This window comes from Pseudarthrobacter sp. GA104 (assembly GCF_009741265.1).
In the GTDB taxonomy this organism is placed as follows: domain Bacteria; phylum Actinomycetota; class Actinomycetes; order Actinomycetales; family Micrococcaceae; genus Arthrobacter.
On record NZ_WOWL01000001.1, the window covers coordinates 4,382,560 to 4,404,695 of the forward strand.

At 60.2% G+C, this 22,136-nt stretch carries 18 protein-coding genes; 8 read left to right on the plus strand and 10 right to left on the minus strand.

What is annotated here, in order from left to right:
• Positions 1-8 precede the first annotated feature (8 nt).
• The 7 genes from GK109_RS20105 to GK109_RS20135 form a co-directional block, all read right to left on the minus strand.
• The gene (locus tag GK109_RS20105; RefSeq protein ID WP_157242218.1) at positions 9-746 is read right to left on the minus strand and encodes a hypothetical protein; all 738 of its coding nucleotides are present in this window, start codon (positions 744-746) and stop codon (positions 9-11) included.
• The gene (locus GK109_RS20110; protein ID WP_157242219.1) at positions 743-1,549 is read right to left on the minus strand and encodes a hypothetical protein; all 807 of its coding nucleotides are present in this window, start codon (positions 1,547-1,549) and stop codon (positions 743-745) included. The genes GK109_RS20105 and GK109_RS20110 overlap by 4 nt, the downstream gene beginning before the upstream one ends.
• A gap of 75 nt (positions 1,550-1,624) precedes the next feature.
• Complete coding sequence (locus GK109_RS20115; protein WP_157242220.1) at positions 1,625-2,350, minus strand: hypothetical protein; 726 nt, start codon at positions 2,348-2,350, stop codon at positions 1,625-1,627.
• Positions 2,350-3,327 (minus strand): hypothetical protein, encoded by a 978-nt coding sequence (locus tag GK109_RS20120; protein ID WP_157242221.1) that lies wholly within the window; start codon positions 3,325-3,327, stop codon positions 2,350-2,352. The genes GK109_RS20115 and GK109_RS20120 overlap by 1 nt, the downstream gene beginning before the upstream one ends.
• Before the next feature lie 180 nt (positions 3,328-3,507).
• The gene (locus GK109_RS20125) at positions 3,508-5,433 is read right to left on the minus strand and encodes a phage tail tip lysozyme (protein ID WP_157242222.1); all 1,926 of its coding nucleotides are present in this window, start codon (positions 5,431-5,433) and stop codon (positions 3,508-3,510) included.
• Between the two features lie 649 nt (positions 5,434-6,082).
• Entirely contained in the window at positions 6,083-7,390 is a 1,308-nt protein-coding gene (locus GK109_RS20130) for a hypothetical protein (protein WP_157242223.1), read from the minus strand.
• A gap of 157 nt (positions 7,391-7,547) precedes the next feature.
• A complete protein-coding gene (locus GK109_RS20135) occupies positions 7,548-7,934 on the minus strand; it encodes a hypothetical protein (protein ID WP_157242224.1) in 387 nt (128 codons plus the stop codon).
• 459 nt (positions 7,935-8,393) lie between these two features.
• On the opposite strand from GK109_RS20135, the gene GK109_RS20140 reads away from it, so the two are divergent.
• Positions 8,394-8,861: a helix-turn-helix domain-containing protein gene (locus GK109_RS20140; protein WP_157242225.1), complete on the plus strand. Its 468-nt coding sequence runs from the start codon at positions 8,394-8,396 to the stop codon at positions 8,859-8,861.
• Here the strand turns inward: GK109_RS20140 and GK109_RS20145 are convergent.
• Positions 8,842-10,032, minus strand: coding sequence for a tyrosine-type recombinase/integrase (locus GK109_RS20145; RefSeq protein ID WP_197432515.1), 1,191 nt, complete (start codon positions 10,030-10,032; stop codon positions 8,842-8,844). The two genes, GK109_RS20140 and GK109_RS20145, sit on opposite strands and share 20 nt — an antisense overlap.
• Before the next feature lie 308 nt (positions 10,033-10,340).
• Between GK109_RS20145 and GK109_RS20150 the strand changes: the two genes are divergently transcribed.
• The 6 genes from GK109_RS20150 to GK109_RS20175 all read left to right on the plus strand — a co-directional run bounded on the left by GK109_RS20150 (position 10,341) and on the right by GK109_RS20175 (position 19,200).
• On the plus strand, positions 10,341-13,040 hold the full coding sequence (locus tag GK109_RS20150) for a DNA methyltransferase (protein WP_157242227.1): 2,700 nt from the start codon (positions 10,341-10,343) through the stop codon (positions 13,038-13,040).
• Positions 13,041-13,063: 23 nt separating this feature from the next.
• A complete protein-coding gene (locus tag GK109_RS20155; protein ID WP_370460714.1) occupies positions 13,064-15,013 on the plus strand; it encodes a DEAD/DEAH box helicase in 1,950 nt (649 codons plus the stop codon).
• Complete coding sequence (locus tag GK109_RS20160; RefSeq protein WP_157242229.1) at positions 15,010-16,206, plus strand: GIY-YIG nuclease family protein; 1,197 nt, start codon at positions 15,010-15,012, stop codon at positions 16,204-16,206. Before GK109_RS20155 ends, GK109_RS20160 begins: the two co-directional genes overlap by 4 nt.
• 12 nt (positions 16,207-16,218) lie before the next feature.
• Positions 16,219-17,067, plus strand: coding sequence for a hypothetical protein (locus GK109_RS20165; protein ID WP_157242230.1), 849 nt, complete (start codon positions 16,219-16,221; stop codon positions 17,065-17,067).
• Between the two features lie 323 nt (positions 17,068-17,390).
• Positions 17,391-18,074, plus strand: a complete 684-nt coding sequence (locus GK109_RS20170; RefSeq protein WP_231754898.1) for a nuclease-related domain-containing protein — start codon at positions 17,391-17,393, stop codon at positions 18,072-18,074.
• Positions 18,075-18,177: 103 nt separating this feature from the next.
• Positions 18,178-19,200: a hypothetical protein gene (locus GK109_RS20175; RefSeq protein ID WP_157242232.1), complete on the plus strand. Its 1,023-nt coding sequence runs from the start codon at positions 18,178-18,180 to the stop codon at positions 19,198-19,200.
• A 268-nt stretch (positions 19,201-19,468) separates the two neighbouring features.
• On the opposite strand, the gene GK109_RS20180 is transcribed toward GK109_RS20175, so the two are convergent.
• Together GK109_RS20180 and GK109_RS20185 are read right to left on the minus strand one after the other, a co-directional pair.
• A complete protein-coding gene (locus GK109_RS20180) occupies positions 19,469-19,915 on the minus strand; it encodes a hypothetical protein (RefSeq protein WP_157242233.1) in 447 nt (148 codons plus the stop codon).
• On the minus strand, positions 19,912-20,796 hold the full coding sequence (locus GK109_RS20185) for a hypothetical protein (protein WP_157242234.1): 885 nt from the start codon (positions 20,794-20,796) through the stop codon (positions 19,912-19,914). Before GK109_RS20185 ends, GK109_RS20180 begins: the two co-directional genes overlap by 4 nt.
• A gap of 755 nt (positions 20,797-21,551) precedes the next feature.
• On the opposite strand from GK109_RS20185, the gene GK109_RS20190 reads away from it, so the two are divergent.
• A complete protein-coding gene (locus GK109_RS20190) occupies positions 21,552-22,079 on the plus strand; it encodes a hypothetical protein (RefSeq protein ID WP_157242235.1) in 528 nt (175 codons plus the stop codon).
• Positions 22,080-22,136: the final 57 nt, after the last annotated feature.

Consider the following 22,136-nt stretch of genomic DNA (forward strand, 5'->3'; position numbering starts at 1 on the left):
CGCGCCTGTCAGCCGTTTTCAGTAGGCTCGGCGCTCGGAATCTTGATCGGGACTGCCGTCGCCTTGGCAACGGGCTCTTGCGCAACAAGCAGATCGCGTGTCCGGCTGGAGGCGCGATACGCCTCGAAAGCGGACACTGAGCCGTCCTGACGGGTGCTAAAGGTAAAAAACACATACTCTCGCTTGGCTGTGCTCTCACCGTCTGCCCGGACGGGATCGAACCGGGCCACTCCCGCGTAGGAATAGTCCAGGCCCCGCACTTCTGTCACATCGATGTCGAGCGTGACCAGCCGGTAGGTCGTTCCCGAACCGTGGCCCGATCCGGTGGCCGCCATCCACTCGGGGATGAACTCGGTAAGAACGCGCGAGGTCGGGCCCAAAAACTCGTATCGGGCGTCGAGGAAAGCCTGTGTCCCTGCCAGATCTCTGGTCGATGATGAAGGGCTGATGAGGCCCAAGAGCACCGAGCGCGCAAAGGCACGATCCCGGTCTGCCCGTTCGGCGTCCAACCCCGGCAGATCCGCAAGCAACTGGGCGTGCGTGGCGTCCAGTGCTTTTTCAGCCGTCTCCAAATCACCTTGGAGTCCGACGATGAGCTGGTCTGCCTTGGTCTCGGCGTCAGCGGATCCGTTGCCCAGCAACGCTGATCCCAGCGGGATAAGTGACAGTGCCAACAGGGTCCCGGTGCTGCAGACGAGTACCTTCCCGGCCCGCTGACGCACCCAGTCCTTCGCCTCTTCGATCACTGTGTCTTCACCTCCTGCCGCAGGGCCTCACCCGTGGTCGTCGTGCCGGTCTCCACGTTCGAGAACGTCTTGCGGGTCATGTCATAGTCGGCGTGTGCCCATGCCAGCACCGTCGGAGTGCGACCCGCGGCAGGCCGGGTTTCGACGGCCAGCCATGTGACCCGGATGGTGCTGTCCTCATTCAGCGAGTAGGGACGCTGCGCAACCCACTTGAATCCGGAGTCAAAGCTCATGGGGAGCCCGTTACCCGCAGGTACCTCCTTGTCGCTTGCCAGCAGGTACCACGGCTCCAGGGCCGGCTGCCCGACTTCGGGGGAGAAATACGGGGTCAGGTTCCGTCGCGTCGACTCTGACGCCGATGCTTCAAGCGTCCCGCCTTTGGCTGCCACCAAGGGCGTCAGATGTCGGTAGTCGTTCTGCAGTTGGGCAATCTGCACGGCTGAGGACTGCGCCGTCACCAGAGCCCGGTCGGCGTCTTCAGCCTTGGGAAGGGCATCGGCCTTCGTTTCAGCGACTCTGATCTGGTCGCGCAGTTCCATGTCTTCCCGGGCGGTGGAGCCGCTCACTGCGGAACCGCCACCGGAGAGCCCTGCACCGAGTACGAAGCACAGTACGGCTGCTGCACCCATGCACACGCCGCCGATGGCCGCACGCCGACTCATCAGCGCGCCATCGGCCTCCACGTGCTCTGCCGGACCTGCGCCGTTCGACGTCGGCTCAGCCGTGGGGGAGGTGACGAAGCGTGTCCTGCGCGCAGGGCTCTCAACCTGCTCGCCTGACTTGCCGATCTCTGTCGTTGCCATTGACCCCTCAACTCACTGTTCCACTCGGATACCAGTACAACTCTATCAAGAATACGAGTCGATAGGGAGTCGGAATCATCCCGAATGGCGAGTCGATCCGCTGGCCGGAACGCCGGAGAGGTTCGACACCGTGCCCTCAGCGTCGACGGCGAGAAAGAGCAACATCCTCCGCTGTGTCGAAACCGAGCCCGGATTGGCGTTGTTTTGGATCACCGCGTCAGAAGTGATTGAGACGTCGACCATCACTGCATAGGTATATTGATCGGCATTGACCTTCACGACCTCTATGTCAGGATCGAGAGCGACGGAGGAGTTCATCCCCTGCGTGTCGATGTAGTAGTAGCGCTTGCCCGAGTCGTCCTCATTAAACCTCGACGGAGGCATGAACTGCTGCAGGAACGGCTGGTCCTCGGAGAGGTTGTGACGTTCCTTCAGGTCCGCCCGGGCCGACTCATAGGACTGACCCGAGTCCCAGGTGAAGGCCGTACGCACCAAACGATCGATGACTGGCCTGTCCTTGTCGATCCGCCCCTGACTTACGCCCAGCGCCTCAAGTACGTTCTGCTCCACCTGCTCCGACTTCGCCAGTTCCGCGCTCTTCAGCTGACCCTCCAACCCGCCGATCCGCTGTCCCTGAGCATCCAGTACCGCCTGCTGGGATCCCCAGGTCATCCCAGTCACAACTGAGGCAGTTGCCAGGATTGCCGCAACCGCCAACACCAGGGCGTTGCGCCTTGCGAACCCGGGCCGTGCCGATGTGGTCTCGTCGCGCTCGGCGCTCATAATCTGTTCCTGCACCATCAGCCTTCTCCGTTCTCGTCCGTCGTTCCGGTTGCCGGCCCGCTGATCTCCGGCACCTTCGGCGCGTTCGGTTCCTGACCCGCGCCCTGCTGGTGCTCGTGCCCGGCAGCGGTCACCACGACGTCCAGGTCCTTGAAGGTGCCATGCCCGCCGTTCGGGGTGTAGCTCGCGTTCGCCCAGGCCAGGACCCGGTCGGTTCCAACCTCACGGCACAGCCAGACCACCTGCGCTGTACGCGCCACACCCGCGGCGTCCCGCGCGTCCAGGTCAGGCATCACGGTTTCGACGGTCCACGTATAGGCGTCGGGGGGTGAGGCCTTCGTGCCGTCATAACGCACGTACCAGGCAAAGCGCGGATCGATCTGCGTACTCGGGTCGAACGGGGTTATCGATGACGGAGAATAAGCCTCCTTGTCATTGGCCAGGTAGGTGCGGTCGTCGAACAACGGGGCAACAACCCTGCGGTGCTCTACGATCTGCAGCATCGCCGTATTAGGAGTGCCGTTGCCTGCACTTGGCTCGGTGCTTGCTCTGTAATGAAGCTCTGAGAAGACCTGCTGCGCATCCGCCACCTTTCCGGCGTCTCTTGCGGCGGTCTCCGCCAGGCGGGTCATCTTCCCCGACAGGTCCGGGTCCACCGGGACGACCTGTGCTTTCTGCATCTCAGACTCCAGCTGTGCGATCCGACCGTCATTCCGGGCCTGCGAGGCCTCGAAGCCCTGTCCCGTCAGTGCGCTGACTACGGCCAACGCCAGGATCCCCACCCCCATTGCCACGCTCAATCCGCGGCGCATCCGTCGTGCATCGTCCTCAGGGGTACGTGCGTCCTGCTTCCCGCGCCGCTCGTCGCGCCAGTGCTCGAAGCGGGCCTCCAGCTCGACTCCGCTGAACGTCCTGCGCGTAGCAGGAGCCTTGGGCTTCGCGTCCTCAGCAGCGTCCTCCTGAGCCGCGTCGTGCGTCTCGTCGACACTCGTCACCTTGCCCGTCCCTTCACTCGATTTGTCCTCATATACGACTCCAAGTCTATCTCTAAAGGGAGTCGAGTCATGACTCTGTCATCATTCAAAAGGCTGAGTGAGTGACCCGGACACGACGAAGCCGGTGCCCGGATCACCGGGCACCGGCTTCGTCTTTTCTCGCTTCTGATCCTTCCGGGCCTACGCGGCGACCTCCGACGCCGGCAGGGGGCCACTCTCGCTGATCAGATCAGCGACCTCGACGAATACCCAGCCCTCGGCCTTCATTCGTGCCGCGCTGTCCACGCGAACACGACCCATATGCGCGCAGTAACCGGCTTCGCCAATGATGACCTGGTCACCGTTGACGCCCAGCACCACCAGTGTGTGGCCGGCGGAGCCGGTGCCAGGTCCCGAGCCGACGGAGTACGCCGTCGGCGTGTCCGAAACCGGCTTGCCTGTCATTGACGCGATCGAGTGCGCAGTCTGGATCCCGTCGCCTGCGGGGTACTGCTGGAACGAGGTGTACTTGTTCACGAAGTAGACCGAGAACGACACGCAGTTCATCGCATGGTTATCGCCGCACGATCCCGGGCCACCGCTGTTGCCGTACCTTTCGTCAAGGAACTTGTCGCCTTCCTGGTTGTACAGCTCGATCAGCTGCTGCGCCTGCTCCTCGTTCATACCGCCGTCGACCAGGTCGCCGCCGGCTACGGTCTCGTTGTTATCGCAGTTGCCGAGGATCGTATTGACGCCTCCGCCGATGGTGTCGATGATGCCGCCCACAATGTCCTCGACGCCGCCGACGATCGAACCATCGACCTCCCAGCCGCTCATCTTGCCGTACCACATTTCGGCATCCGCGACACGCTCGGCCATCATCGAAGCGTTGTCCGCGGAACGTTCCCACTTGTCATGGAAGTGCCGGGCCGCAGCCCCGGGTGAGCCCAGGGAAGTCTCGATCATGCCCTTGAATACATCCACGTCACCGGGATTGTCGCCCTCGACCATGAACGCCAGCTGTGCCTCGATCGTGTACCAGTCCAGACCCTTGGACTGCGCGTAGTTCAGGAGCATCGGGGTACGGCCGTTCGACCACTGGCCCAGGCCGATGCCGCCGTGCGACTGACCAGGAATGTGGGTGAACTCGTTGTCCCAGGCTTCCTGCTTGCGCTGGCCGATCCTGTAGGGCTCGTTGTAGATACCCTCGACGCTGGTCGGGTCGATGCCCGACTCCTGCGACCAGTTGCCCAGGATGCCTGCGATGTTCTGGTCGGACATGCCCCAGCTCTTCAGTACCGAGTACACGGCCTTGGCATTCGCCTCGGTGCTGGCCGGGACTTCCGCGCCAGGACCGTTGTTGCCGACTCTCACGACACAGCTTGCTGAACCGCGGTCGCTGCTGCCGTCGAAGCCGGCCTGGTCGAGAATGCCGGTGACTACCGTGCTCAGCACGGCCACCGCAGTGATCGTCGCGATGATGCCGGAGGTAGCGGTAGCCACGGGCGCAACCGTTGCCGTGACCGCCACCCCAAACACAGCACCCGCACCTTTGGCCGCGAGGCCTCCGATTGCCACGAACGGTGCTGCGATCGCCTTGCCCATGACCTTGGCGACGCCGACGATGAAGCCCCATACGAGATTGGCCGCATTCGCGGCCATCGCCATCATCGCGAAGAACATGGTCTTCAGCCACTTCAACAGGGCCATCAACATGACCAGGCCCATGGCCGGGGGAGCGGCTGCTGCAGCGCCACCGATAGCGACACCCTTGGCGGTCTTGGAGACCAGCTCCCCGTCTTTCTTGGCGGCCCGTTCGTAGCCCGTTCCACCAGCGCCGAGTCGCTTGTCGGCAGGCTCCGCGTCAGGCCCTCCACCGGTGATTTTGGACGCACCGTCGACGACGTCCTTGCCACCCTCCATGCCGACGTTCTTGGCTGCGCCGATGGCAGCCCCGGGCAGAGCTCCGACACCTCCTGCCGCGGCTCCGGCCTGTGCACCGGCCACCGCACCCGAGGCAGCAGCCCCCGCGTAACGGCCTGCATTACTTCGGGCCTTACTATCGCCCTTCCCCTCGATCGCCTTTTGGGCTGCTCCTCCTGCAGCGTTCGCCGCGACACCATCCAAGCTCTTGCCCGCCTTCTTGGCGGTGTCCATCGCACCCTTGGCCTGCCCGGCCTTGTCGGCTGCCTCGCTCGCCTTGCCAGCAGTATCGGCTGGGCTCCCCGCGGCCTGCGCGGGCGTCGAAGTCTTTGAGGAGGAGCCGGTGCCGCCTGTCGAGCCGTCCTGGTGTGTTGTCGAACCTGTCCGGTTGCTGCTCGCCGGTCCGGATCCCGGACCAGCAGGACCAGTTCCCCCAGCTGCGCCCGCTGCTCCGGGAAGGGACTTGGTCCCGCGCGCCCCGAGCGTGCCCTGGTTACCGCCTTCAGGACCGTACGCGCCGCTTTTCGCATCTTTGGTCGCCCCGGCCCCAACCTTCTTCGGCCCGGCTGCGGCTGCACCAGGGGCTCCTGTGTGAGTGCCGGGGACGGCTCCTGAGGCTGCAGCCCCGGCAGAGCCACCTGCGTTGCTGCGGCCTTGGCTCTGATCCCCACGCCGTGTGCGCTGAGCATCGTTCCCCGCAGCTTTCCCGACCTTGCGTCCGGATCCCTGGTTCTGGTCGGGCGACCCTCCGGGCCGAGTCGAGCCATCCGGCTGCTCAGGCTTGTCAGTGGCCATTAGTTGTCCTTTCCGGCTCGATGCCTGGAGGTCGTTTTGTGTGGGATCCGGAAGGCGCTCAGTAGAGCGTCTTCAGAAAGTCCTTGGTCTCGTTGACGGTGCTGTTGGACTGCACGTCGCGCAGCTGCACGTCCAGCCGCAAAAGGTCGAGCAGGAGCGTCGACTGGTACTCGGACTTGCTCTTGCCGTAGTCCTGGTACGCCTGCGACAGGTTGTGCATCACATTCGTCAGAGGCCGCATCGTGACGTCTGAAGACTGGTAGTCGTTCTTGAGGTCGGAACCATCCGAGAGGATCCACTTCATACTGGAGATCTGCTGGCTCGTGGCGTCCGAGCCTTCCTGGCGCTTGGCTGCCAGGAATTCGACGTATCCCTGGCCCGAGGGCACCAACACATCGAGGTAACCGTCGTAGACGTTGCCCGCGCGCCAGTTGAGATCAAAACCGCCAGGGACCGTGTGATCGGTCTCCAAAGCCAGCGTTGAAACGCCGTTCTCCGCCTCGGCGGCCGAGGCTCCGCTGATCTCGTCACCGGCGACGGTTGTCGGTACCGACGGCGGACGCAGGAACAAACCGTCAACCTTGGTCGTCTGAAGGTCCGAGGTGTAGGACTGGATCTGCGCCAAATTCGTGCGCATCGCCAGCAACTTCTGATCCAGCTTCTCTCGGGTCTTGGCCTCCTCGGCCTTGAGAACCACGTCGTAGTAAGCCCGGGCGGGGTCGAAGTTCATAGCTTCGAGGGCCGGGATCTTCTCCGCTCCGTCCGCGCCGGGATTGAAGAAGACACGCCACTGGTCATACTTGGAGAAGCTCGAGTCACGCACGGCCTCGTCAGTGTTTCCGGTGGCTTGCTGACGCTCGTCGTAGGAAAGCTCGGCGTTCGCCCGGATCGTCAGGTTGAGCACCTGCCTGTCGAAGGGTTCGTCCGCCTCGAGCAGCACTCCGACGTAGCCGGTCGAACCGAAGACGTGGAAGGTGCCCCGGATTCCGCCGGTCTTCACGGTCTTGGTACTGAGGTCGGTGTCGGAGCCCAGCAGGAAGGCCTGATAGTCCGCCGCGTTGTATGAGATCGACACCTTGGTCCCGAAGTGCATCATGACCAGCGCCCTGTCGCCGGCCTTGTTGGTGTAAATGCCGTCGACGTCGCCCTTGAGCTGCGTCTTCGAACTCGTGAACTCGGTGTTGTAAAGCGCCGTGTGCGACAGTGTGTCACTGCCTGCCTTGATGGCCGCTGCTCCCGACCCGGCGATCACGATCGTGCCCATGAGCGCGAAAATGCCGAAGAACACTCCGAAACGCTCGATCGCGTGATGCGAATCGAGCTTGAACTTCTTACCAAAGGCCTTCGCCTTGTCCTTGATCCCCATAATCCCTTGCCTGCCTGTCCTCGCTCTTATTGCCGCCTGTGCCGTGGTCCAGTCCCGGAAACGACGAACCGGGCCGGCGGAGGCATCACACCTCTACCGGCCCGGTTCGACGACGCCTTGCAATTCCGGTCGTGTGCGTGGCCTCTGTCGGCGACGCCTACCAGCCGGAAGTAATGTCAAAGACTCCGTTGAAGTCCTGGACGATTGCAGTGCCGCCGCCGAGGTCTTCAATGGTTTGCTGTCCGCCGGAGCCGATCGTCGAGACCAGCGACCAGCCGCCGGTGCCAAATGCGCCGCCGACCAGGATGAGCAGGGCGATCGTGCCCCAGCCCTGCTGCTGGCCTGCGGTCTGCGGGTTGGCCATCAGTTTCTTGATCAGGAGCACGCCGCCCCAGACCAGACCGACAGCACCCAGCAGCATGAGCACCAGACCGCCCCAGAGCTGGATCTGCGTCTTGGTGTTTTCCAGGAAACTGGTCAGGTCCCAGGCCGCGGTGGGCAGGCTCGCCTGCGTCAGGACTGCTGCCTCGTAGATCTTCGTCATGGTTCTTTCCTCTCGCCTTTCGAATGATTCGTGACATGACAGTGAGTCACAAGGCACCTAGCACCACTCACTCGCATAGATAGAGCATATAGTGCCCTGTCATTGATGTCTCGTGATGCGACTCGACTCCCGATCAAGAGGGCTGGAGTGTTCGCAATCATGCCGCCAACCTCGCTTAGGGACTCGTATACGTGCACATCCTCAAGGTCTAATCTACATCATTCGACTGACTTATCGCATCATGACTCGACTAATCGACTCACAAGCAGTCGAATATCCTCGTAGATCAGGCGAAACGTGCCCATGGAGCGGCGTGATGAAGTTCAGCTCAAAGACGTGTAGATTTCGCATGACGGCGCTTTCAACATGCTGCGCCGGCACGACCGCGTAGCCTTGTTATTGAGAAGTGCCACTGTCCCGTCCGACCGCTAAACCACCCCGACCAGGAGCCCGAGCCCCATGAATTCATTGCCCGGAGACCTCTTTGCACGCCGACTGCGCCAAGAGAGAGAGCGCCTGGGCATCAGCCAGGCCGAATTGGCCCGAAGGATTGCAGAAATTCTTGGCACGAATGTGGACCCGTCGGCAGTGACGCGTATCGAGCAACAAATCCGCGCTGTTCGGCTCGACGAAGCCGTCGCGGCCGCCAAGGCCCTCGATGTCCCACTGGCACTCCTGGTCGCCGACGACCATGAGGCCGAATCCGAGGGTCAGCTGCAGCAGTACCTGGCGGACCTTGCTCTGGCCCAGCGTGAATGGGAGAAGAGCCGGCTGGAAGTCCTGCGGATCACCCGGGCAATCCAGGCCCTGGGTGGAAGCGCTGAGCTCCAGGCCCGGATCGACCCCAGACTCATGGACAGCATCGACGCCCGCGTCCCGCTTGAAGACGAGACCGAAGAACCAGGACCTACAAGCCCAAGCGCGTAACGCTGTTGCGCGCCGCGGGGTTGTACTCCCGGTCGTAGATGTTTACCGTCTCGGCCCGCCTCCAGCGGCCGGCGCGCATGATCTCCTCAGTGGTCGCACCGTTTCGCCGGGCCTGGGTGACGTGCCCTGCCCTCAATGAGTGGAAGCCGTACGCCGACGGATCCATACCTGCCTCGGCCATTCGAACAAGCAGCATGGAATGCAGGGCATCACCGCTGACGCTCACCTTATGGATCCGCGCGTCGTACCTGTTGCGGTAGGTCGCCCGCATCAGAGGTGTCAAAGACGCCAGGTCCGCGCTGCTGATGAGTCCGTATCCTCCTTCGGAGCCGCACACATGATCGTCCAGCTGGTAGGCGAACAACTGACGCATGGTCCTGCGCCGGCGCTGTGAGGCGTCGGCCTCCTGGGCTATTCCGACCAGTGCGACCCAGCGATGTACCGCACACGGAGCACAGGTCATTGCCGTCGACCCGAAGGGGAGCACCACCACATCCGCCTCGGCGTTCTCCTGGTCTGCTTTTGATGCACCAACATGCACATGGATCCCGTCCTTGGGGTGCAGTTCCAGGTCCTTCAGCTGCAGGCCAGCTGCCTCGCTCCGCCTCAGGGCACCAGCGAAGCCCAGCCATAAAGCGACTGCGTCGCGTGCTGCAGACACGCCGTTCGGATATACGTCGTGGTCCATGGTTCCGATAATCCTGGTCACGTCGTCCAGCAGCAGGGGCCTCTTCCTCACCGGCCGCGTTGCCCTGAGCTTAGCCAGTCCGCGGACCAGATCACTGACGGCCTTGTGACCAGTCGGGTCGAGGTAGCCGTCTTTCACGTGACGATTCGCGACTCCGGCCAAATGCTGTCTGATAGTCGCCGTCGCAAACCGGGGCAATCCCCATTCGTCGGTCTGCGTGGACATCCAGGCGACATACCAGCGGACAGCCTCCGGGTGGGCTGGAAGCGCCTCAAGTGAATGCAGGTCGCAGAACCATGTGAACGACCTCCATGCCTTTTCGTATGCCCGCCGTGTATTCGCCGAAAGCGTGTGCTCCTCGAGACCGCGCGAGATTGCTTCGAGCTCTTCCAGCTCTTCATCGATCTCCGGATCCAGGATCAGTGGAGGCTCGGCAACCGCCGCCAGTTGGGATCGCCGCCCGTTTCCCGCTATCGCGCTCATGTCTCCAGTGTTGCCCACCGGCCCAGACACAAGTGCGACATTCGATCGCAGGTTCCTGATAATTGCTCTTATCGGGGCATGAAAAGACACTGGTGTCGCGTGACGCGATGAGTAGCAAGACCCTCGTTCAGTCCCGGATAAGATCACGTGTGGGTAGTGCGTTCCTGGACTGCCCATATAAGGAGTATCAACGTGTGTGAACCGTGGTCGTACGTCGACGTCATTTCAGCTAGCCCCAGAAGCAAACGCCTCATCACCAAGAGCCCGGCGGCCCATAGTCGGTTTACGTTCGCGAAGGAAACAAGTTCATGGTGAAGCTCAATCTGAAGGCCGTCCAGGAACGGGTCGCCCCACTCGGGGGCCGTGAGGCCTACGATCGCGAGTTCATTTTCAGCTTGTTGTCCGCCTACGGTAAACCACAAGGCAACGTAACCAGGCTGCGCAATGGCTCACTCAACGTTGCCCACGACCCAGCGACTGAAGTCGCCCAGAAGAACGTCGTCTACTTCAAGGAGACGACCGGCGATCCACTTGCCGTGATCGATGAACTGAAGACTTCACCGCTGGTCGTCCGATACAACACCCGCTTCGTGATTGTCACCGACTACACGGAACTGCTGGCCATCGATACGAAGACCGGCGAAAACCTGATGATCCCGATTCGGGACATCGATCAGCACTTCACGTTCTTCCTGCCCTGGGCGGGCATGGAGAAAGCCCAATACGTCGCCGAAGCACATGCAGACGTCAAAGCTGCCGAGCGGATTGGGAAGCTGTTCGATGAGCTGCTCGTAGCGAACCCCGGAATGTTCGACCTGGCGCACGGCCGTCATGCTCTCAACGTGTTCTTCACCAGGCTCCTGTTCTGCTTCTTCGCCGAAGACACCGGCATCTTCGAGGAAGGTGCGTTCACCAACGCCGTCGGCTCGCACACTCAAGCCGACGGATCGGACGTCGCCGAGTTCTTGACCGACCTATTTACTACCCTCGATACCGAACAGGTTGATGACAAACCCAAGCATCTTGCCGGTTTCCCGTACGTCAACGGTCGCCTGTTCACGATGTCCTCTGAGCACATCGTTCCAGTCTTCACGAAGAAGGCACGGGATCTGCTGATCGAGTCTGGAAAGCTGATCTGGCGCGACATCAACCCGGATATTTTCGGCTCGATGTTCCAAGCCATCGTTACCCCGGGAGAGCGCAGTGACCTGGGCCAGCACTACACTTCTGTCCCCAACATCCTGAAGACCATCGAGCCCCTATTCCTGGATGATTTGAAAGAACAGCTCGATGCGGGGTTCGACTCCGTCAAGAAGCTTGAAGCACTGCTCGAGCGCATCAGCGCGATCAAGGTCTTCGATCCGGCCTGCGGATCCGGCAACTTCCTCATTATCGCCTACAAGGAACTGCGCCGTCTGGAGCACGCAATCCTGGAACGTCTCGCGGAAATCGACATCAACCACCAAGTGCTGTACGCCGAGTCGAAGATCAGCATCGAAAACTTCTACGGCATCGAGCTTGACGACTTCGCAGTCGAGGTCGCGATTCTCTCCCTATGGATCGCCAAACACCAAATGAACAGTGAGTACAAGGACAAGTTCAATCTTTCCATCCCTCTGATCCCGCTGAAGGAGACAGGTCAGATCCAGGCGGGCAACGCCACTCGCGTCGATTGGAACGAGATCTGCCCGAACGACGGCGACGAGATCTACCTGATTGGAAACCCTCCGTACTACGGAGCCAGCAAGCAGACTACGGAGCAGAAAGCCGACTTCCCTCATGCGTTCGCGGGACGAAAGCATTCGAAGAAGCTAAACTACATCGCACTCTGGTTCATCAAAGGTGCAGATTACATTGCGGGAACGCGAGCCGAGCTGGCTTTTGTGACAACGAAAACTGTGTCCCAAGGGGAGCATGTGGACCTCATGTTCCCGATGATTTTTGGCATGAACGTAGAGATAGGGTTTGCGCACACCGGGTTCCAGTGGGATAACAACGCCAAGGGAAACGCTGACGTTACAGTCGCAGTCATTTCGCTCAGGCCTTCGAGCCAAGCCCCGAAGTACCTCTACTCGAATGACCTGCAGATAGCTGCGACCAACATCAACGGCTACCTTGCGGACGGCGACAACATATTCGTGTCAGCCAGATCGAAGCCGCTGTCTCCCCAGCTTCCGGCGATGGTTTACGGCTCGAAGGCAACTGACGGCGGAAACCTCACCCTGGAACCAATGGAGCGTGACCGTCTTTTGGTGGAATCACCCGGATCTGGGCGATTCATCAAGCGTCTGCTCGGTTCGGAAGAGTTCATCAAGGGAAAAGATCGCTATTGCGTGTGGGTGCCAACCGCCGAGGCCGACGTTGCGACAGCATTCCCTGGGCTTCGCGCTCGTTTTGAACGCACAGCGGCCATGAGGCTGGCAAGCACCAAAGTGTCGACACAAAAATTGGCCGAAACCCCCCATTTATTTGGCGAAATACGGCACAAGCAGGCCGAGTCCATTCTTGTTCCAAGTGTTTCTTCGGGGCTTAGAGAATACATCCCCTTCGGATATCTTGGGCCCGATGACATCATCTCGAATTCAGCGTTCGCGGTACCTGAATCAGACCCTTGGGTTCTCGCACTGTTGACGTCCAAAATGCACATGGTTTGGGTGAATTCTGTTGCCGGACGCATGCGAATCAACTACAGGTACTCAAACACGATCGTCTACAACAACTTTCCGGTCCCGCCCTTGTCGGAAACTGTCAAGGAAAAGCTCACGCACACCGCGTTGCGCTTGTTGGACGTTCGAGAGTATCACTGCGAAAAGACCCTGGCTGAGATGTACGACCCCGACTTGATGCCGGCAGACCTTCGATTTGCTCACGCAGAGGTCGACGCCTTGGTGGACTCAATCTATTCGAAGCGGCGCTATGAGACTGACGAGCAGAGACTGTCGGACCTCTTTGCTATGTATGAGGCAATGACAGCCGCAGAAGCTGCAAAGGGGAGCAAAAAGAATTGAACAAGCCGATAAACATCGTCGACGTGACCTATGCCCGCACTAAAGCATCGGTCAACACCGATGCATTGGGTATGCGGGAGATGCAGCAGCGAGTCTTCGCCAAGAGAGATTCCCAGCACCTTTTGGTCAAGGCTCCGCCGGCATCGGGGAAGTCTCGTGCGCTAATGTTCGTCGCTCTGGACAAGCTCTACAACCAGGACCGGAAGAAGGTCATCGTCGCCGTTCCCGAACGTTCCATCGGTGCCTCCTTTTCTTCGACGAAGCTCACCTCCCACGGGTTCTTCGCAGACTGGGAAATCAAGGACGAGCACAACCTTTGTGACGCCGGTTCCTCGCAGGGCAAAGTCGGGGCATTCATCGACTTCCTCAAAGGTCCCGGCGCAACGCTGGTCTGCACACATGCGACGCTGCGGTTCGCCTTCGAGAAACTCGCACCGGAAGCTTTCAACGGCACCGTGCTGGCGATCGATGAGTTCCACCATGTCTCCGCTGACACTGAAGCCAACCGCCTTGGCGCGCTCCTGCGCGACATCATGAACGGCTCGGACGTACACATCGTCGCAATGACCGGCTCATACTTCCGCGGAGACTCTGTGCCGGTGCTGTCAGCCGAGGACGAAGCACGGTTCACGCCGGTCACGTTCAACTACTACGACCAACTCAACGGTTACGAGCACCTGCACTCGCTGGGCATTGGGCACCACTTCTACCAAGGCCGCTATACCGATGCGATCGGTGAGGTCCTGCACCTGGACAAGAAGACGATCGTCCATATCCCGAACGTTAACTCGGGGGAGTCCACCAAGGACAAGATCGAAGAAGTCGGATTCATCATCGATGCCATCGGCCATGTCGAAGAGACCGACCCGGACACCGGAATCATCAAGATCAGACACAAAGACACCGGTGAAATTCTTCTGGTTGCTGATCTTGTCGACGACACGGACCAGAAGAAGCGCGCTGACACACTCCACTATCTCTCCCATGTCGCTTCCAAAGAGCGAGACGCCGTGGACATCATCATCGCCCTGGGCATGGCCAAGGAGGGCTTCGACTGGCCTTTTGCCGAGCACGCCCTGACTGTCGGATATCGTGCCTCGCTGACCGAGGTTATCCAGATCATCGGCCGCGTCACACGTGACAGTCCCGGCAAAGAGCATGCCCAGTTCACGAACCTGATCGCTGAACCCGATGCCACCCAGGGGGAGGTGAAGGTCTCGGTCAACAACATGTTGAAGGCCATTACAGCGTCGTTGCTGATGGAGCAGGTACTCGCACAAAACTTCACCTTCAAGACCAGGCACTCGGACGACGAAGACGCCACGCCGCCAGGGGTCATCAAGATCAAGGGTTTCAAGGAGCCTTCCTCCGAACGGGTCAAGCAAATCGTCGAGACAGACCTGAACGACCTGAAGGCGACGATCCTTCAGGATGACACTTTTGCAAAAGCTGCTGCCGGCTCGGTGGACGCAGAGACCACAAATAGGGTTCTAATCCCGAAGATCATCCGAGAGCGATACCCGGATCTGGACGAAACCCAGGTTGAGGAACTGCGGCAGCAGGTAGTGGTGGACTCAGTCATCAAGAACGGCGAAGTCCGCGACGTCGGAGATAAGCGGTTCATCAAGATGGCGGAGAAGTTCGTTAATATTGATGACATCAATATCAATCTCATCGACTCGGTCAACCCATTCCAGCGGGCCTTTGAGGTCATCTCGAAGTCCGTGACCCCGTCCGTACTACGCATCATTCAGGACACCATCACCGCCACACGCGTGGAAGTCACGGAAGAGGAAGCCCTGGCGTTGTTCCCGAAAATCCAGAACTGGGTCAAGGTTGCAGGACGCAGACCAAACGTACGCTCCGAAGAGCCGACCGAGAAGCGGTATGCCGAGGTCTTGCTGTTCCTGCAACGCAAAAAACAGGAGCACCAGGCGGCGCAACGGGCAATGGAGATGGTGGAAGACGCATGAGCGAGGCGGAAGTCGTGGACGCAATTGAGTCTGCCTACCCTGGCAATCTCCAAGAGCTGTTCGATGCGGACATTGACGGTCTCCTCGACGCACCAGAGCAAGCTACAAAGGTCACCTCAGCCGACCGTCTGGAGAGGGCGTTCCTGGAGATCATAGAGTTCCGCCGTACCCATGGCCGAATCCCAAACTCTACGACGCGGGAGATCTCGGAACGTAAGCTCGGTGCCCGACTCGATGGCATCCTCGCTAGTGAAGAGAAAATCGCAGCATTGACTCATCTTGACGAGTTCGGTTTGTTGGAAGTCCCCGCGGCTCCAACCTCGATTGATGACTTGCTCGCAGGTGATGATCTTGACCTGCTGCGCGATGAATCCGGGTTGCTTGATGTCTCCGATCTACCGGTGCGCAAGGCACCGAATTCCCCAGACTCCGTGGCAAAGCGGAAGAAGAGCCTTGACTTCGACCAGTTCGAACATCTCTTCAAGACCAAGCACGCTGAGCTTGCCGAAGGTACCGTCACGCTATCCCCGTTTAGGGGATTACCGACCGTTGAGGAGGGCCGGTTCTTCGTCCTGAACGGAATCATGCTGTTCGTCGCCGAGGTTGGTGAAACCAAGACGATGGTTGTCGGTGGCAAACCCGAGCCGAAGCAACGGCTGCGGGTGATCTTTGAGAATGGCACGGAATCCGCGATGTACCGTCAGTCTCTCTCCATCCGGCTCCACGAACAGGATGGCCAAGCGGTCGTCCGCACCGGCGTCGAAGATGAGGAGATCTTCGACGCCGACAAGGAGAGCGGTCACATTTACGTGCTCCAGTCGTTAAGTGACGACCCTCAGATCGCCGGGATTGAGGATCTTCACAAAATTGGATTCTCGACCACGAGCGTGGAACAGCGGATCAAGAACGCTGAGAAGTCGCCTACATATCTGATGGCTCCCGTTAAAATCGTTGAAAACTACCGCACCTACAACCTCAAGCCATCCGCCTTGGAGCACCTCCTTCACCGCGTGTTCGCCGAGGTGCGGCTCGACCTCACGCAGGTCGACCGCAAGGGCCGTAATTACGACCCTTCAGAGTGGTTTGTTGCGCCGCGGAAGGTGATCAACCAAGCCATCAACATGATCATGTCCGGCGAGATCGTCGACTACGTCTACGATGCTCAGCTCAGGAAGCTAGTCGAACGCGAATAAGCTGAAATCGGGATGAACCAAGTCTTGCACCCCACGCCAGGCCTCTGGGTCGACTGGTGCGCGGCCACGGGAACTCCTTCAGAGCGTCGCGATCAAGCCACACTGGACCGGTTCCGCAAGCAGGCGCAACCCTCCCGGATCGTGCTGGATGCAATACGGCCCAAAGTCGAGACATCCAGGGCTCCGGCTTGGCCGGTTCAGTTGCGACACCACGACACAGCTCTCGCACGGCTCATCCGCAGCGGCTCGTCCCGGATCAACAACCCTGACTTGGACTGGATCTCACGATTACGGTTGCGCCGGCTGGTATTCGCAGCTGTACTAATTTCGCCTGTCGACCTCGGAGGACTCGGTCTTGACCGGAGCAAGGCACGCAGCCTCAACCCCAGGCGACTACAGGAGCTGAGACCACAAATCGGCAGTGCCGACGATGCGGCCTCCTGCCCGGCCTGTGCAGTGTGGTCATGGCTCGAAATCCTCGGGACGAACAGCAAATGGTCACAGGGAGCCATCAAGGCTCTTGGGCGGCGACGCGATGATGCACGCAGCGAAACACACCGTCACCAGCGTGAAGACCCTTGCCCCGACTGGCTGGACTGGCCTGAGCAGGCAAACCTGCTGCCGGCCATCGACCGATGGGGGTATCTCGATCAGTACGAATCGATACACCCGTCGTCGCTCTCGATCCTCATACATACTATGGTGATGATCGCAGAAGCCCCTGTCGTCGAGTTCCCGCAGACCGAGCCGGCTCCGGTTCCGCCAGCCAGACACATCAGTCCGGAAGAAGAGACCGAGATCCTCAGCAGAGCAGACGAGCTCAACGCACGCATCTCACGGATACTGAAGGAATTCGGCTAAAGTCATGCCCATGGGATTTGACTGGGAGAGCATCCTCGGCACAAGCGGAGTCGTCCTCGCCGACGCATACGACCAGGCTGTTTCGACCGTCATGAGGATTGAGCCATGGCAAAGCGCATCCGCGGTCTAACCGCCGTGATTTACAAGCAGGCTGGGTCCGTGTCGGTGATCCACCCCGTATCCTCATGAAGCAAATGAGGCTCCGGTACGCCGGAGCGTGTCGGGGGTGCGGTGCATCTCTTCCGGCCGGGACGGAAGCGATCTATGAGAGCGAGACAAAGACCGTCCGCTGCGTGGAGTGTGCCACCGAGGCTACGGAAATCATGTCGCCCGACCTGGAACCACCTGGTGATGAGCCGTCGGCCAATGAGTCAGGAGTAGCCGGGTCGTCCGCCCGTCGCGAATATGAGCGTCGTAAGGCGAAGGATGAGGAAAAGCTCCGCGAGAAGTGGGGTCACTTCGGTGGCCTCGCAGTCGCCCTCTCTGACGAGCGGCAGCACACCAAGTCCTGGGATCGAGGCGCGATCGGTGAGGAACGCCTCGGCGCTCGGCTAAATGCCCTGGCCGCTGATGGCCTGGCTGTCCTCCACGATCGACGCATCCCCGGCTCGAAGGCCAATATCGACCACATCGCCATCACTCCCGGTGGAATCTGGGTGATCGACGCCAAGCGGTACAAGGGACGGCCTGAACTGAAGATCGACGGTGGCATCCTTCGCCCGCGCGTCGAGACGCTCGTCGTTGGCCGGCGTGATTGCACGAAACTGGTCGACGGGGTGCTCAAACAGGTCGACGTCGTGCGCGACCTCGTCGGGGATGTTCCAGTTACCGGGGTGCTGTGCTTCATCGAAGCGGATTGGCCCCTGATCGGGGGCGCGTTTTCGACTCGTGCCGTTCACGTACTCTGGCCGAAACGGCTGGCCAAAATGCTTGCAGAGGAGAGAGCCGGCGATGTTGATGTGGCGGCTGTGCGTGTTGCGATAGCCTCCCGATTCAGGTCTGCGTGATATCTCCATCTGAAGTGGATAACAGGCCCACCGCCGCGCAGTATTGGCAGCCAGCGTACATATGAATTCCCATCCAGGGCCCTGATACTGAGATACTGCGCAAATGGCGAATCCCTCTGATCAAGCGGCAGCAGAGATCAAGATACATCCGGCAGTGGCGACCTTGATGCATTCGGCGTCCAGATGGATGGACGATGCCCTTAAGGCCTGGGCGGAAGACGATTACGCGAAAGTGGCCGTGCTTGCGCCGTTGGCTGTCGAGCACTTGGGCAAAGCGACCCTTTGGCGGACAAATCCGGTCCTTATTGTTCCACTAAGCCAGGATGCAGAACACTCCCTTATTAGCCTGGCAACCAAACCTGACATTTCGGACCCTCGTCTCCGAACTATCAGTCTCGCGGTGCTGCTCCGACGCCTGGAGCAAATTCTTGGCGTGCTGCCAATCGACAAGAAGAGATGCGGGCGCATGGTGGAAATCCGCAACGGGGCTATGCATGTCGGGTCCCCGAGCGAGTCCAGACACGTGCTGCTGGACTCCTTGGCGCTATGCAAACCGCTTCTGGAACGACTAAAGGAGGATCCCAAGATCTTCTACGGTGACCACTATTGGACCGCACGCTCTCTCCTGGAGGAAAAACTTTCCGAAGCCGGTCACCGAGTCGCCGCAAAACGCGCACGTGCGCGCCATCACCTCAATGCCCTAGAGGCTCGGCTTGGAGAGATCCTGTTCCGGGAGACCACCGACAAACTTGAGGAGCAGGCTGCGGAACTGCTCAATCCAGAGGACTTCGGGAGCGGCTTCTACGGCTTGGATCAGGCGTGTCCTGAATGTGGTTCCAAAGGACGATTGTTCGGCAGGGTCGAGGGTGATCCGGAAGCCGATTGGGACGTCGAACCACTCGGGAATGGTCTCTATGAACCAGTCTTCGCCGGCGTCGACTGGAAACTTACCTTCCATCCCCAGACCTACGCATGCAACGTGTGCAGGCTGGAACTATTTGCAACAGACGAACTAAGCGAAGGCCACCTGCCCGCCTCCAGCTATGAAATCTCAGAGGAAGACTTGGGCGAAGAAGCCTACGACAGGCTCATCGAATCAATTGAGTTCGACCACGCCAACTTATAGTGGTGATTGGCCGCCGCCCAACAGCTTGCGGTTGTCGCCGAGTGGAAAAGTGATTCCCGGGCCGCTTTAGAAGCCGATCGCTGAGCCGGGGGAGGGTTCTGTACCCGTGAGTTCCAGAAAGCGCGTTGGAACAGAGGATTCAAGCACGGTTCAGAAGAAGCGAGGACAGACCCTGGACCGACGTAAGTAGGCGAACCGGTCTTGGTGAAGCGAACAAAGCGGGCGCAGGAACTCGTCGAAGCGGTCACCGCAACCCGGGACGTGCTGCTCAAACATCCCAGCTGCCCTGTGTCCGGGTGGCGAACTCCTCTCGCGTACACGACTCGACGCTGAGTTCGGCGGCCTTCGCGCGAACTGCCTTGTCGTTCGACACGATGACCCACGTTGGCCCGAAGAGGAGCGATGCGGTTTTTTGCATCGCGTCCATTGCGCAGGCGACGAGCATCGGGTCGGCAGCGCCCTTGTTTGCGTAGAGGTTCACGAGTGCGGTGTCGTCCTCGGGCACGGTGGCCATGACCGTCCGGAGGAATCTCAGCACGCTCGCCGTAGTCGCGTACTCAACCGCCTTGAGCGCATCGCTATCGGGGTAGCCTTCGGCTTCGTGGAGAACCTCGGACGGGATCCGGCACCGCGTATGGAAGAACTCACTCGCTCGCTGTGCCGGCGACAAGTGTGAGAGGGCGTTGTTATCGACCAGGTACATTTCCTCATTCATCGGAGTACTGCCTTCAACTCGCCAATCTCGCCGGTACCGATCCGATTCAGACAGACCACACGGCAGAATTCCCGCGCGGTGAGCCGCCGCTCATCGACCGCACGGAGCATCCGGGTAGTCAGCTCCCGGCCACTGTATTTCTTTATCGCGTTGACGGGCTTCGGCTGGCGCGGTTTCGGCCTTTGTCTGGTCAGGAACTCTTTCTCGAGTTCGTGCAGGTACCCGATCGCGGTCAGGGCGGTGAGCCTGCCGAGCCGCATCGCTCTGACCGTCACTGCGCTCGGGGTTACTTTGAACAGATCTGCCGCGGCCTTCACGTCGTCGAGGTCTTCGAGCGTGATTCCTTGCAGCTCGGCCGCGGGCATGAGAATCTCGCCTACGATGTCGTACTCACGGCCCGCGTCAGGCGCGGCACTGTTCGCGTCGTAGCTGACCGGCGCGAATATCCCGCGTGCGACGAGCACCGCCATCAGTACGAGGGTGAAAATCTGCCGCCCGGCCGGCTCCTGAAAGTCCCCGTGGTCGCCGCCGGACAGGAAGATGTACGGCACCTTCGAGTCGCGCACGGTCATCCCGCTAAAGCGCACCTCGATGAGTTGAGGCATGAAGCCCCGCACGCTGCGGGACACGAGCACCTGATTGGCTTCAAGCCGCTCGATGATCAGTTCGAGTGCGTCTTCCTTCTTACGAACTTGACGGATCGCGTCACGATCGAGCCCGAGGGCGTTAATAAGCGCATCGGCGTCTTCCCGCACGGTCGGACGGGGTCTGCGGAGCAGCCCAATGATCTTGTTCTTCGCGAGCGTGGGATCGTGCTTTCGGGCCAGTTCCTGTTTGCGGAGGAGGTCCTTCACGATCAACTCGACATCGCGCAGTTTCACTGTTGTTCGTGTGTTCACCGTGAACGTCTCTGGTGCAACTCCCTGCAGCAGCTTTTCACTCTTTGTGCGCAATTGTGTCCGTACCACGGCCGGGGGAGCGAAGAACAGTGGGTGTGGAACCTCGGCCTTTCGGGCAAGATCCAAGAGGTCGGAGTATTGGATCTTAGACTTCTCGAGGGCGTGGAGGTACGGTGCCCGCCCGTTAACGACAGAGTTCTCCAAGAGATCTTCGAAGACTGATCGGTCTATCGACACCGGTTCACCCGCAATGATCACGTGCACTTTGAAGCCCCCAAGTCCAGGTCCCATCACAGACTCAGTATTTGTCTATTCCACGCAATCTACACCGTAGAAATGGCAAAAAATGGGACGTCCACGCCAATGCAGCTCCAGCAGGGCGTCTGTCGGGACACGTGATTTGTCGATGGAGGGCCGGCGGCGTCTTTTTATGATCAGCAGCGTGCCTTTCCCGATTGAAGAAGGCCCATCTGGTAAAGCCGTGAATGTGGGAGGCGCTCTTATTGCACCTCACGTTTCTCTCGCTATGTCGGTGCCGGACGATACCTTTAGAGCAATAGCTGACCACATTTGAATCGTGCACTTGAGATCTAGGAGAACCACCACGTGGCACCGATAATCGGCGAAGGATATCGCGCCGGGCTGCACGAAAAGATCCGGCGTACTGCGAACGGCCTGAGCAATGACGTTGACGGCTGGACTCCTAATAGACCTGGAACGATATGAAGGATCGCCGCATGCACCTTGCGGATTTCTCTCAGCTCGCCAGGCAATGCCGCGAGGACGGGTACGGATTCGCGGAATTTCGAGAGATGGATAGGGTTAGCCAGCTTCGCTGGCCAGATGATGTTCTCGAGCAATGGGTATTCGACCACGCCGAGAATGTCTCCTTCCTGAATGACTACGGGGAGGTCGATCTCACCCAGATCGATTGGCAGGTCGAAGACTTGCCGGTCGACGATTTCATGGTGATGCCGACAGGGCGGTCCGACCGAGATGTCATCGAGCGTTTCGCAGAGAACCCGGACCACTGGGTCGCTGTGCGCAAGTACGGCGTGCACATGGGCGTGGGGCTCTGCTGGGCGGTCCACGGGACCTGGAAGCGCTGGCCCATCGTGCTCGACCGGGACCTGATCAATCCAGGTGATCTCTGTCTTCAGCTCGTCGAAGGACGCACCCGGGTGGGCGTACTGCGCGGCCGTCGGCTGCGCGGGAGCCTGGTCGCTGAGAGGCACCTGGCCTGGGTCGGCCGGCGACGGGCATGAGCCGCCCGACGGCAACCCCAGGCGCGGGCAATCAATGCTCGCCAGAGATGGCACGAT

Excerpts from the sequence above, each read along its gene's own strand:
- GK109_RS20190 (WP_157242235.1), top strand. The coding sequence starts at position 21,552 with ATGCACCTTGCGGATTTCTCTCAGCTCGCCAGGCAATGCCGCGAGGAC.
- GK109_RS20115 (WP_157242220.1), bottom strand. The coding sequence starts at position 2,350 with ATGGTGCAGGAACAGATTATGAGCGCCGAGCGCGACGAGACCACATCG.
- GK109_RS20140 (WP_157242225.1), top strand. The coding sequence starts at position 8,394 with ATGAATTCATTGCCCGGAGACCTCTTTGCACGCCGACTGCGCCAAGAG.
- GK109_RS20135 (WP_157242224.1), bottom strand. The coding sequence starts at position 7,934 with ATGACGAAGATCTACGAGGCAGCAGTCCTGACGCAGGCGAGCCTGCCC.
- GK109_RS20180 (WP_157242233.1), bottom strand. The coding sequence starts at position 19,915 with ATGAATGAGGAAATGTACCTGGTCGATAACAACGCCCTCTCACACTTG.
- GK109_RS20165 (WP_157242230.1), top strand. The coding sequence starts at position 16,219 with ATGAACCAAGTCTTGCACCCCACGCCAGGCCTCTGGGTCGACTGGTGC.
- GK109_RS20130 (WP_157242223.1), bottom strand. The coding sequence starts at position 7,390 with ATGGGGATCAAGGACAAGGCGAAGGCCTTTGGTAAGAAGTTCAAGCTC.
- GK109_RS20110 (WP_157242219.1), bottom strand. The coding sequence starts at position 1,549 with ATGGCAACGACAGAGATCGGCAAGTCAGGCGAGCAGGTTGAGAGCCCT.
- GK109_RS20170 (WP_231754898.1), top strand. The coding sequence starts at position 17,391 with ATGTCGCCCGACCTGGAACCACCTGGTGATGAGCCGTCGGCCAATGAG.
- GK109_RS20175 (WP_157242232.1), top strand. The coding sequence starts at position 18,178 with ATGGCGAATCCCTCTGATCAAGCGGCAGCAGAGATCAAGATACATCCG.
- GK109_RS20160 (WP_157242229.1), top strand. The coding sequence starts at position 15,010 with ATGAGCGAGGCGGAAGTCGTGGACGCAATTGAGTCTGCCTACCCTGGC.
- GK109_RS20150 (WP_157242227.1), top strand. The coding sequence starts at position 10,341 with ATGGTGAAGCTCAATCTGAAGGCCGTCCAGGAACGGGTCGCCCCACTC.
- GK109_RS20145 (WP_197432515.1), bottom strand. The coding sequence starts at position 10,032 with ATGAGCGCGATAGCGGGAAACGGGCGGCGATCCCAACTGGCGGCGGTT.